At 37.4% G+C, this 12,301-nt stretch carries 15 protein-coding genes; 14 read left to right on the forward strand and 1 reads right to left on the reverse strand.

Annotated elements, in window-relative coordinates; translation table 11 throughout:
* Positions 1–78: 78 nt before the first annotated feature.
* From AC6RGY_RS01310 to AC6RGY_RS01325, 4 genes are all read left to right on the forward strand, one after another.
* Positions 79–450, forward strand: a complete 372-nt coding sequence (locus AC6RGY_RS01310; RefSeq protein ID WP_499859065.1) for an Imm50 family immunity protein — start codon at positions 79–81, stop codon at positions 448–450.
* A 1,103-nt stretch (positions 451–1,553) separates the two neighbouring features.
* On the forward strand, positions 1,554–1,937 hold the full coding sequence (locus AC6RGY_RS01315) for a hypothetical protein (protein ID WP_499859066.1): 384 nt from the start codon (positions 1,554–1,556) through the stop codon (positions 1,935–1,937).
* A gap of 654 nt (positions 1,938–2,591) precedes the next feature.
* Positions 2,592–2,975 carry a DUF2750 domain-containing protein gene (locus tag AC6RGY_RS01320; RefSeq protein ID WP_499859068.1) on the forward strand — a complete coding sequence of 128 codons (384 nt, stop codon included), beginning with the start codon at positions 2,592–2,594 and terminating at the stop codon, positions 2,973–2,975.
* 211 nt (positions 2,976–3,186) lie between these two features.
* Positions 3,187–3,516 (forward strand): hypothetical protein, encoded by a 330-nt coding sequence (locus AC6RGY_RS01325; RefSeq protein WP_499859070.1) that lies wholly within the window; start codon positions 3,187–3,189, stop codon positions 3,514–3,516.
* Here AC6RGY_RS01325 and AC6RGY_RS01330 read toward each other — a convergent pair.
* Complete coding sequence (locus AC6RGY_RS01330) at positions 3,513–3,803, reverse strand: transposase (protein WP_499859073.1); 291 nt, start codon at positions 3,801–3,803, stop codon at positions 3,513–3,515. The genes AC6RGY_RS01325 and AC6RGY_RS01330 overlap by 4 nt on opposite strands.
* 147 nt (positions 3,804–3,950) lie before the next feature.
* On the opposite strand from AC6RGY_RS01330, the gene AC6RGY_RS01335 reads away from it, so the two are divergent.
* The 10 genes from AC6RGY_RS01335 (at position 3,951) to AC6RGY_RS01380 (ending at position 11,909) form a co-directional block, all read left to right on the forward strand.
* The gene (locus tag AC6RGY_RS01335) at positions 3,951–4,355 is read left to right on the forward strand and encodes a CDI toxin immunity protein (RefSeq protein WP_499859076.1); all 405 of its coding nucleotides are present in this window, start codon (positions 3,951–3,953) and stop codon (positions 4,353–4,355) included.
* Positions 4,356–4,775: 420 nt separating this feature from the next.
* Entirely contained in the window at positions 4,776–5,249 is a 474-nt protein-coding gene (locus tag AC6RGY_RS01340; RefSeq protein ID WP_499859077.1) for a hypothetical protein, read from the forward strand.
* Between the two features lie 512 nt (positions 5,250–5,761).
* The gene (locus tag AC6RGY_RS01345; RefSeq protein ID WP_499859078.1) at positions 5,762–6,232 is read left to right on the forward strand and encodes a hypothetical protein; all 471 of its coding nucleotides are present in this window, start codon (positions 5,762–5,764) and stop codon (positions 6,230–6,232) included.
* Between the two features lie 28 nt (positions 6,233–6,260).
* Positions 6,261–6,704, forward strand: a complete 444-nt coding sequence (locus tag AC6RGY_RS01350; RefSeq protein ID WP_499859081.1) for an SMI1/KNR4 family protein — start codon at positions 6,261–6,263, stop codon at positions 6,702–6,704.
* 60 nt (positions 6,705–6,764) lie between these two features.
* Positions 6,765–7,490 carry a DUF4261 domain-containing protein gene (locus AC6RGY_RS01355; RefSeq protein ID WP_499859085.1) on the forward strand — a complete coding sequence of 242 codons (726 nt, stop codon included), beginning with the start codon at positions 6,765–6,767 and terminating at the stop codon, positions 7,488–7,490.
* A 418-nt stretch (positions 7,491–7,908) separates the two neighbouring features.
* On the forward strand, positions 7,909–8,421 hold the full coding sequence (locus AC6RGY_RS01360) for a hypothetical protein (RefSeq protein WP_499859087.1): 513 nt from the start codon (positions 7,909–7,911) through the stop codon (positions 8,419–8,421).
* 553 nt (positions 8,422–8,974) lie between these two features.
* Positions 8,975–9,577, forward strand: a complete 603-nt coding sequence (locus AC6RGY_RS01365) for a suppressor of fused domain protein (RefSeq protein ID WP_499859090.1) — start codon at positions 8,975–8,977, stop codon at positions 9,575–9,577.
* A gap of 138 nt (positions 9,578–9,715) precedes the next feature.
* Positions 9,716–10,285, forward strand: coding sequence for a suppressor of fused domain protein (locus AC6RGY_RS01370; RefSeq protein WP_499859091.1), 570 nt, complete (start codon positions 9,716–9,718; stop codon positions 10,283–10,285).
* A 274-nt stretch (positions 10,286–10,559) separates the two neighbouring features.
* A complete protein-coding gene (comJ, locus tag AC6RGY_RS01375) occupies positions 10,560–11,060 on the forward strand; it encodes a competence protein ComJ (RefSeq protein WP_499859093.1) in 501 nt (166 codons plus the stop codon).
* A gap of 681 nt (positions 11,061–11,741) precedes the next feature.
* Positions 11,742–11,909, forward strand: a complete 168-nt coding sequence (locus tag AC6RGY_RS01380) for a hypothetical protein (RefSeq protein WP_499859095.1) — start codon at positions 11,742–11,744, stop codon at positions 11,907–11,909.
* Positions 11,910–12,301 lie beyond the last annotated feature (392 nt).

Here is a 12,301-nt window from a genome sequence, read left to right on the forward strand (position 1 = left end):
TAAAGTAATGGTCTACTAATACCCTGCCTTTTTATAATAGAGCGTATGTTTGTATTAAGAATTTAGGAGGAAGAAGAGATGTGGATTGATTTTATAGAAAATAAAAATGCTATTTCTGATATCTATTCAAAAATCCCTAAATTGGAAGAAGTATTTATAAATTCCTTAAACCTATTGGAGGATAAGTCCATTAAAATCGTTTTAAAGTTGAATGATTTTCCTGAGAATGTACCCTATGAATGGAGTGGATGTAATACAGTAGCAATGACTTTACATTTAAAGAATATAAAGAGTCTAGCTTTAGAGGGCTGGTCATACAATATCTTTATGTCCTTTTTTTGGAGGGGGAGAGGCGATGATATTGAGATACAAGGGTATTCAGATGATGTTGAACTTAAAATAATATGCAATAATGCTCGTATCTCTGGTATAAGTGCTTATATAACATAGTGTTTCTATCGGATATTATCGGACACAGATGGAGTTGAAATCATAAGGAAGCACTGGAATTTTGGGACGAAGTTGGAGGGAGTCTGTATACTGTCCAGTATGATCTGGCACAAAGATGGTGTGAATTGTCACAGGCTTTTATGCGTGACATGAGAAACTGCCGTCAAGAGATATACAAAAGCATAAAAAGTATCATAAAGCTAGGCGCAGGGGGGGAAGTTATTTGTAATAGTAAAGAGGTCCCGTAATGGAATTGGTGCGATAGGATAGAATCGGTCATTCGGATTTAGAGAATCTTCCAAGTAATAGGAGGTTTCTTACGGAGGAGACGAAGTCATTTCAGCTTCCGAAGGGAGGAAAATGGAGAGCTTACAAATGAAAAAGCGAACAATGGAGTAGCGAATCGATAAACAGTTGAAGTGATGGAGGATCAGATGAGACTACTAACGAAGAAAATTTCCAGATATTTATCTATTTTGCTGTATATTTCGGGTTTTTTACAACTTATAATCTTTACCACTGTCTTTTGTTTAACTTTTCACTTAACTGGGGAGCGCATAGATTCCCCAATTGTGCTCACTGCGATAATATCTTTTGTTTTAGTAAAATTTTCTTAGAATATTATAATAATACTTATGAATGGGGATACATGGTCATTATAGGCACCGTAGCAATAATCATTTTTATTTTCTTATTTTCTGCTGGAGGTTACAAATACCAAGGTTTCTATGATATTTTACAAGATTTCTGGTCTATCTTCAAGAACTCCAGATGAAAAGATCAGGTCAGCATATAAAAATCTAAAAATATCGGATAGTCACTTCAGTTGTGCTCAATAACTGTTCTATCATCATGAAAAAGGAAAAATCATCATGTGATAAAGGAATTTGAAGACATCGATTTAGGAGATAAAGTCATTGCCAAGGATGAAAATACGAGCGAGATCGCTTACGAAGAGTCAAATGGCTCTGGTAAGGTATTCACGTAATGAATAGCAAGCCTACCAAACATATGAGGAGATATGGACGAATGATCCAATCAATCATGTCATGAATGTGGATAATACCGTAGTTCGGGTTCCTCTAGGAAGGAAGCGCTGGAGTATGAGGGTATGTATAAATTCAGTCGAAGATACAATTAAAGGTCTAATGGTGAATTTCACTTCAGAATATGGCTCTGCAATAGCTTTTTGGAAGGGTATGTACCCCGCTATTGGTGAATTTCATGAAGTTGAACTAGAAGCCTCGAATGTAATGAAGTGGGGAAGAGATTTAAATAAAAGTGATCTTGGAAAGTATTTAATCAGAATGGATGAAGGAAAATGTCGTATTATATGTGAAATAGAGTCCGTTGATCGAGATGGATGCATGGCTCTGAGAATGGGAGAGAGTATATTGCTTGTTGAAGTTGCTGGAGATATCAAGATACAGGAAGGTTTTTTGGAAATCAAAACAGATTGTCTGATCCTTTATGAGGTTCAAATCTAAAAAGAAATGACGTGATGCAGTGAAGTTGTAACACCATGTAGAATAAAAACGATATACTAGAATCAAAGAAAGTGGTATTGCAAAATGTGGAGAAGACATCACGAGAATTCTTTAAAGAAAAATGGGTCTTGCACTTGGAAGACGGACAAACCATGAGTAGTTTGACGAGGGAGTATCGTCTCGGGAATGGAAGTCTAGACAAATGGGTGCTCCTTTTGTTGAGACATATTTAGTTGCGCATTGTATTTTTCCCAGGTATCAGGTGATACGATTCAAATGCTACAGGAAATCAATAATTCTTGCAGTATTTTTTAGTTTACCCCGGCACGGGCGTGTTCTATAGGGAGAAGTCTCGAACGATGAAAGTAGCATGTGTCGATAGCTTAAGACAAGGGTGTTTCCCGTGACTTGAATTCTGAAGGAAGTCAGCGGTAAACCTCCGACTAGAGGGATTAAGAAACTCATAGAAATACGTTCTTGCCTGAATGAGCCTGCATAACAAGGCAAAGACCATACTACTGAAGGGAAGGAAGCGTAAACGAGGCGGGTAGATGGAGGGGAAGAATGCGTTCTTACTTGGGAAGCTATGTACACAAGGTAACATTCCTTAAGAGGAGAAGCTGAACGGACTAGTCGATTAGAAAGGATGTTATTGTGAATATCAATGAACAACAGATAAAGGCTGTTTTGTCTCTATCTGGACCAAAACGATATATGCATTTTATTAGTCAGATAGTTGGTTTTGATCAAGTTTGGGGACTATGGGATGATGGTTGGGCGCTTGCTTCAACTGATGAAGGTCGAGTGGTTTTTCCTTTATGGCCTGCAAAAGAGTATGCACTGTTGTGTTCGGTGTCTGAATGGAGTGATTATCAACCAGAGGTAATAACTTTAGAAGAGCTGATGGGAGAATTACTACCTAAATTGGATGATGACGGTATTTTGCCTGCAATATTCATGACTCCATATGATAGAGGCGTAACTCCTACAGTAAAACATTTACTAAAAGATTTGGAAGATGAATTGAATATGTATTGATCTTCGTTAACCCATTTCCCTGAAAATTGGAACAGACAAGATGTACTAAACGGTGTTAAAGGAGCCTACTCGAACCTACATTCCGAGGAAATAAATGGTCGGTCTCTACCTCTTCAGGTATGCCTATTGAAGGTTATGTTGATAGAAATGGTAACATAACTACAGCATTTCCAAAGTATTAACCCGTGAATGGATTGAAAGGTGTTTTGAAATGAAGTATCCAATTTGGTATAAGGTCTATCCAATCGTACCCTTAGAGATTAAAATTGTTGCAAATTTCCTTGACGACGAGGTAACAGGAAATGCAGAAATATTGCTTGACCTATTGGACAGGGTATTAGCAGGTAAAGAAGAGTTAATAGAGTATGGTTCAACATCATGTACAGCAGAAATTAAAAAAGATATGACAAAAGTATATTTTCACTTTGCACTTGAAGGTGATATGGAAGAATGTGAAATTGAGACTCTCGAACTAAAAAGATTGATTGAAGAGTGGGATATGGTAATCAAGAAATTAAAAGAGCTTACTAGAGTTTACTAAAGTTTACAATATGAGTATTCGTATTTATTTTGATGCCGAAGCTGATGAACTTCATCAGCACGGAAAAAGGACTCCACACCCCATCGTGCGTGGTACAATTGTGCGATCTCTTCTGCGGGAACATGGAACATGTGGGTGACAACGCGAATTTTGTTTCCGTGATCGTCATCAAAGATAACGACCCGATGCCTCTTTTTCGATCGACACGGTTCGGTTCCCAATCGGCAAGTGATGTTTTTCTTAATCGAAGAGGAGTCTGGCTGAGAAAAGGGACGAGCGTCCGCCAATTCGGTTGCTCTCTCCTTTAGAGGTTGGTTCGTCACAAATCATTCTATGGGAAGATCGATCCTTTTTCAAATATCGAATAAATCGTACATTACTATCTGCGAATTTACATATTAAAGTTATTCAACATGCCTGGGGGGAGATGCATTGTGACTTTGTTTGAAGAATGTATCATGGCTTTGGGAGAAGAGAAAGAAGTTCTATCTCAAATTGAGTCAGATGAAGTAGTTTTAGACTTTCAATTGGCGGTTCCTTTAGATAACTTAGTCTACAGAATTAATTGGGATGAGGTTAAAGAAAAGTTATCCATAACGGATTACAATTTAATCTTAAACACTTTGAGTGAAAACGGAATAGATGAAAAGGGGGATATCTTTATAATATGGGATAGTGGAGATGTTCCTGTTGTTAAGACGAGTATAACTAATGTAATTAAGGCGATCGATGATGTATTAGCAGTTAGTTTTGATACTTGGATATATGGTGTGAAAGGAAATTTTGTGATCGAATTCCATCATGAAGGAATGATTAAATTAGCAGTACTTAAAAAATGACTCCAATTCATTTTTAGCCCTATTAGAGAAATTGTTAGTGCGATTATCCTTTTCTTCAAATGAACTGCTTTCCTAGCTTTATATTACCCACTTGTCAAAGATGGATGCTGTCGACTCATATTCTTCAATGATTTCTCTTCTCAGTCTTCCATTCTCGTGTAATTGCACCATTTTCTATTTTAAACCGTGTGAAAACGTGCGTCGTTTTCTTTTCGTCATGATTGGTTCGCCTCTCTTTAGTGATTGAACGAAGTCTACCTGACCTTAATTTTTCTGTCCAATCTACTGTAGCCGATCCGGACCGGTGAAAAGCTGTAATGATGATTATCAAATACAACACGTGGTGCGTATGTTGAGCGGTTAGATTGACGTAGCAGTTGTTCACCATTATACAAGTTTAAGAGTAGTGGGGGGGATGTTATGAAGTACAATAAGGTTATAGCCGAAATGTCAATCAGAGCTCGAGTTGCATATGGCGTTACCTGTTTAGAAAAGTTATGTACAAGTTGGGATGTATCTAGTACAGAGCTGAATCATTTGATAGATGATATGTGGAAATTTACAAAGTCTCAGCGTCTAGATTTGTGGGAAAGAGAGGCATTAAATAATTTTCCTGATTTTGAAGACTGTGAAGTATATGCTTTGCATTTTGGCTATGCTGGTCTTGCAAATCATAAAAAGAAAGCAATGTTTGAAATGATAGAGAATGTACTTGAAATAGGGATAGGGAATTTGTATGCTGCATTTGAGAGTGAAATTACATTAATCCCTACCCTTAAAGCAATGAAAATACTGGAAGATAATCAGGTTGCGATTCCATCATCTTTCTATTTTGAGAAGTCAAGTGTAGATGAGGATGGTGGCGGGAAATCCTGCAAAACCGAGTTTTTTTAAGGAGAGTTAGTTTCAGCTCTTGATCTTGATGAGGCTCACCATGGAGCTGATTGGCTAGATTGCACTCATTTCACATGCTTTTACTCGGTCGAAATGGAATAACGGTATACATGGATACAACGCTTTGGTCTCTCACAATTCGTCTAATTCGCATTCTAGTATCGTCCAGCTCTCTTTCCTTTTGATTTTTCCTGTACCAAAAATTTGAAGGCATTTATGAAAGATCTCGATGATGGTTGCCACAAACTTTTCCTCTCGAAGTAGTATGAACTTCTTGGGGTTTGTAAGTGAAAGAACATTGCTGGTATCGAGTATTTGTACGGGTGATTTCGGATCGAATATACTTTCGTCCCATGATCAGTGCGGCTTGCTTTGAAATATCGTTCTTAATTAAGAAGAATTCGGCTTTTACTTCTTAGCTTGTTTAACTCCGATTCCTGGAAAATGCGGTTCTATCATAGAACAAATGGTTCAATATTCGAGGGATAAAGGTTATTTTAGGAGGACGAAAAATGGAATTCGAACTATTTCCTTATATTGGGGCTGGTCCTATTCGATTTCGAATGAGCCAAGAACAAGTAAGGACATTGCTTGGTGATTTTACCGATGATGAGCTAATCCAATTTACTACAAAATCAAAACAAGGTGTCTCTTATGTGTGTCAGGATTTTTTTAACAGTGAGTTATCTGCGTTTTATCATATAGATGGTACCTTGAAAGCAATACAGCTGTCTGATCCTTCTAAACTTACTTTTAATGGAATTAATTTCTTGAACATATCATTCCGCAGGGCCAAAAAGAACTTCGAAAAAATTAATGACCAATCCTTGAAGTACTATGAGGAAGCTATTATTTCAAGGGAACTGGGAATCTGCTTAGATATACCTGATATGAACTATTCGGTGGCTTCGCCAGTAAAATTTGTGACTGTATTTGAAAAAGGATATTATGACTGGGAGTCCGGTACACTAATATACGATTAGGATTAAAAAGGGAAGGTTGTGTAGAGTTATGAACAAAACTATTCGTTGGGAAGAAGGAGAGGAAGTGTCATATCGTCAAATTAGCAATATAGAAAGCGCATTTGGAATTAAATTTCCATTTGACTATGTTTTGTTTATTAAGGATAAAGACGGGGCGACACCTGATCCAGATAACTTTGATGTAGAAGGACATGGTTATAATGCTCTGTTTTGTTTGTTAAGTATTAACTCTGTTGAAGAATATGGTATTATTAACGTGTTCGAAAATATAAAAAACTCCTTGCCCTCAAAAATATTTCCTTTTGCTTGTGATGAATTTGGTAATTATATTTGCTTTGATTACAGAGAAAGATTGAAGCCTTCTGTTGTTTTTTGGGATCATGAGGAGGCAATTGATGATATCGATTCCTCTATCTTTTATATTTGCGATTCATTTACTGCATTTGTTACTAAGCTGTATAATCGTAATTAGACTTAAATAAATGTAACATACATTTATGAATCATTTTAAAATGAAAAGGTGAAGATGAATTTGAAGGGAACTAAAGTGGTAATTGGAGTGCCAGGGAAATGGGGAAGTATCACAGATTTTACTCTTGAACTAACTTCCAAAAGTCAAGGTCTTTATATGTTAAATGGTGATACGATAGTAAATTCCCATACAAGCAAAAGCTATAAAATTGAAATCTATGGATTTGATCCTAATTTAATGAAGGCTTTCAAGTACGCTAGCCAGGGAGCGATAGGGGAGGATGATCTTAAAGAAATAAATGAGCATACCTTCACTGTCTACTTGATTGTTGATTCAGGATATTTAGAAGATATTAAGGACTATATTGATTTAACCATGAATATACTAGATTCAGGTGGAATTGCTGTGAAAATTGAATCGACAGGTGTGGCATATTCAAGTGAAATGTGGAAATACATTTTTCTCCATAAAGACTTATTTTCGATATATCGTTACTTTGTGACACTAGTTTCAGATGACTACAACTACTACTCTTGTGGGATGCAATCTTTTGGATATCCCGATGTTATTATTAGTAAGCAAAATACCTCGAATGAAGAAGACATTGCCTTCTTATTGAATAATTTTAATATATATAACATAAAAGAAAATCCTATCCTTGAAGATGGGAATAAATTTAGTGTAGATAGTGATTCCAATGTATATCGACTTTCTCGCGTAGCTGACTATAGATATGATGAAAGTAGTGCATTTTATAACTCTTTGGGTCTTTGGGAGCTGAGCTGAAATAGTTTATATTATAGCGGAGCAGAATGGTGTATCACTTAGGCAGTCAGGATTTACTCTGTTAAATTATTGATTTTTAGTGCATAGTGTTTATGGGTGGCTAATCGCAGATTAGTATGGGTAAGCTCTTATCTTCAACAACACGTGAGGGTAGTATACGGGCGAGGTCGCTTACAAAGAGGTCGAATGGCTCTATGAAGGGGAAGTTGAGGAAGTGACGAAGTTCATGTTGCGGAAGAAGTGATCGAGACGACCGATGAATAGCCTTACTAGGAAGTGGTGTCGGATGGGTGAAAACAAAAGACCTGAAAATCGTTACTAGAAAAGCATTAACTACATTTGAAAGCAAATCGGGTACTTATACTTCAGAGGGTAATCCGAATGTTTCTAAGTATTGGGATGAAAAGAGGAAGTGCAAGTGAATTTTGAAAAAGTTTTATGCACAGTCTCAATCCGTGGACGATTGGCACTAGATCTTGTTTGTCTAGAGAGGGTTCTTGAAGTTTGGCAAATTAAAAATCCAAGATTGAATGAATTTGTTAGAGCATTATGGAAAGGAGTATTAGGTATAGATGATTGGAACTATTGGGATGAGATGACGGATGAATTTTTGCCAGAGGATTTAATACCTGATTATGGGGACGCATTAGCTTATGGAAAGTATTTTGGCTTTAGTCACCTCTCAAATTCTCAGCAAAAAGATATCACTGAAATAATTGATCAAACTGTGTTAACAGGTAATGGTAATCACTATTGTGGTTTTCAGAGCTATCTTACTCTGGAGCCGACATTAGAAGTGATAAAAATTCTCCTTGAAAATAATATCGAATTACCCGATTTAACTCCTTTCTTGAAATCGAAAGTAACCGAAAATGATGGCTGGGGGAATGAAGTAGGCGAAAGCTTTTTTAAAGGTGAGTTATCAAAATAAGAGAAATAAGTGCAATGACTCTCTATTGAATTATTAATAACAGGTCTGAGGAATAAGGAAACCTAAATGTAAATATATAGAATATCTTCTTAGGTTTCACTGTGTAATTTTCTTTTAGAAGATTAATTTAGTTTTTCTTCATATTTCTTTCAAATTTGATGACTCTACTAATTATACTATTTGAAAATCTTTTATCCATAGAATATTATCGCAACTGGTGAATCGTAGAGGAAGATTCGCATGATTAATATATTAAATGAGGCCAATCGCAGATTAGTATGGGTAAGCTCTTATCTTCAACAACACGTGAGGGTAGTATACGGGCGAGGTCGCTTACAAAGAAGTCGAATGGCTCTTTATGAATGGGAAGTTGAGGAAGTGACGAAGTCCATGTCGAGGAAGAAGTGATCGAGACGACCGATGAACGATGAATAGTCTTTCTAGGAAGTGGATGTCGGATGGGTGAAAACAAAAGAACTCGTTGCAGGCGATCTCTTTGAAACGGAATGTGGACGTTTGCTGGTTGTAGACAGGACTATAAAGGGGAGCTAATATGGATGTAACAAAAGAGCTAAAAATCATTGCTAGAGAAGCATTAACTGCATTTGAAAGCAAATCGGGTACTTATACTTCAGAGGGTAATCCGAATGTTTCTAGGTATTGGGATGAAGATGAAAAAAGCTGTGTGGATCTCTTATCTGTTCCCAATCGCCCTGAACAGAATGTTACATCCTATTCCACGATAGGATTGTCTCAACATTCTATTGGTTTCCAAGTAGATGGAGCCCCTTTACGGATAGAATTGGTGGGGGCATGCTCATCAGAGTTCAGCATTTACCCCAATATATTATCTACATGTAGCTTCTATGTAATAAATGACAAAGTATCTTGTTTTCCAGGTGCGATATTTCGTGACGCTGTGAAAATGTACTCGATGTCAGGGGATATGGATCATATCTTATTTGTAGCACCATTTTTGTGGAGCACATTAGAGACAATTCAATTCCCAGATAAAAAAATAACCTGGCTATTGGCGGTTCCAATCTCAGAGAAGGAACGGTTATATGTTAGAGAGAATGGATTTGATGCTATGGAAGATCGATTTGTGGGAGAGCAAATTGATCTTTTTAATCTAAATCGACAGTCTGTTATTTAATATCTAAGTCCTGCAACAAGCACTCGTTCAACATTCCCTAATAAAAGGACTGATTTTACATCGTGAACATGGGGTTCAGTTCATTTCCAAGTCAGCCCCTTGCAATAGAAATAGAGTCCAGGAGGAATGTAATACTAAATGAGCAGTTATGTTGATTTTTTAGAAGGTCATCTAGGTAGGGTAGAAAAAGGATGGAGAGTGGAAAAGGATGATACTGGGAACTCGTTTGATATCGTAAAATATGAAAGTGGACCATTTTCAGGGACAACGACATATTCTACTTTAGGTTTAAGTCACCATTGTCTAGAATGTCCCCGCTCACAAAAGCAGATTAGGCAGGAGCTTTTCTTTATATCTGAGTCTGACTTCTGGGAAGTAGACATTGTTGGGATCCTTCAACAAATTGGGCTAGAGGTATTAAGTAGCCATTCCGCTCTTTTGGCTGGGGAAGTCATTGGTCCCAGAGGACAGCTGTTTGCTGGTTCAGAGTTGGAAGCACTGTATGTGTCCGCACCTGTTTATTTTCCAGATACATTTCATTTGTTCAATGATGGTGAAGGTATAGCCATTGTTCAAGCTTGGTTGTTTCCCATATCGCGGGGTGAGGCGGAGTTTGTGATGAGAAATGGATGGAACAAATTTGAGGATAAACTCGAGGATATAGATCCGAATTTAGTAGATTTTAACCGATTAAGTATTATTGACTAACCATCGCGGGAGGAGTAAGGACAAGATATTGGGAGAAAAGGAAAATCGGTATCTAGATTGTCAGGCTGTCGAAAATGTCTCGATAGCTTGTTTTTTTGCTCTTTGCTGTTTGTCCTTAGTAATTTAATTATAGAAACCCCGATACACCGCTTGTGGAAATAGATGAACGACGGGCTGATACAGATGGCTTTTTGGTATGGTAGATTGGAGTAAGAGACATAACCATTGCTCTTTTGTGCGAGTGAGTATCATTTTTAAAGAGGAGTATGGATAAATGGCTAAAAAATGGACTGAAATAGAACTTCTGATTTCGTATTCACAACTTTGTATATTTAATTCAGACATGAACTCTCCCTTTAATGATTGGGAGGATAGTCATGTTGAACAGGGTTTCTCATGGAGAAAGGGTAGTGTTTCTTTCGGAGCTTTGTCAAATTGGGAGTGCACAGTTGCCATAAGTAGGGATGTTGATATCAACCTTAATGACAAATCAATTCGCTCGATTGTCGTACCATTTAGTGTGGGAAACAAGGGAGTTACCATAACAAGTATTATGGAACAAGAATTTGTTATTAACATTTCGGCAGGTGAATATGAAATTCTATTTGAGGCGATTCCATTGGCATCACGTGATGCAGAAGGTGAAGGACTCTCTTCGGTACGTTATGAAGTTACTTTTATAGAATCAAGGAATCCTTATCCGCGAATACTGAAAGCAGATGACGAAATATCTCCACCTGAAGAACTAAATATGGATGCCAAGCCAGCTGAATAATAGTTATGATAATGGCCTGTTAGATTAATAGGGTTTCTATGGTGATAGTTTGAGAATACTAATCTGTCCTCGAGGGTCTCCTGGAGAAGCGGGAGTCACTCTACAAACTATGGCCCATACGGTGATGGAATTGAAGGAAGAAAGCGAAGAGATTACGATTCCTGAAAAGGTACAGTCAGCTGTACAAGCTACGGAGTAATTCTCGTGAAACAGTTAAATTTAAGATGCCAGTCTCTATTGGTGAGAGGCTGGCATCTCTTTTAGTGTGCTCGGTAGGGGTGCGTTCTATAGGTGAATGCAAGAATGGCTTTCTTGGGATTCACTTTCACAACCTCTAATATGGTGACTGTAGCCAAGTAGATACATAAACATTAAAAAGGTATTTTACGATGGTTTAAAAACCGCGTGAGAAATAGCATTTTATAGGAAATAAATGGATTTATTCAAAATGCCAAGCGAAGAACCAGAGGCTACCGTTCTAGGAACGATCAATTCATTATTTGAAGGAGAGAGAATAAGTGCGCACGGGTGGAACTAACTCTTTTACTTTGGTTAAAATGAAGATAAGAGGTGGTTCAAATGGCAAAAAGAAAAGAAGACTTGTACCGTCTTATTGATCGTTTAGATAACGAGAAGGTAGACTGGGCGCACTAGCTACTAGCTTCTCTTCATGAGAAGAGCTTGGAAGAGCTAGAAGATGAATTGGAAGATAAGCAGTTAGCTAAGAAACTCGCTCCTCTCCTCGAAAATCCGGAGTGGATCTATTCATCAGAAGGAGAAAAGGTGGAAGACAATTTGGAGAAGATTGTCGAAGAGGCTACAGAAAGAAAAAATTCCATTCAGTATTGAGAACGCAGGCAGGACAAAGACCAGACCTACGGTTAATTTATGCGGTCAGGGAGGATCGCATCTATCTCTTATCCCTTGGTTTTAGAAAAAGAGGAAGGGAAGATGACGTTTATAAAATTACAAATCCAGACTGAAGTCGGAAATATCAGTTTTAAATAGGAGGTGGTCAGCAAGATGGTGGCTACTCCCTATTTGATTTGTGGCGAGATGGGGTATTAGGTCCGGTGAGTGTAGCCCCGATTTCAATCGTACGAATAATTGACAGAATGATTTGTTAATACTCTATGCAGACACACCGACATGTAATTGGCATTATTTATAACTCTAATCTTTCTTGACCTTTTCTAATTAAACAAATACGATATTAAAGTTGATTTTGAAATGGACTAGTG

It is taken from the genome of Mechercharimyces mesophilus (genome assembly GCF_059818345.1).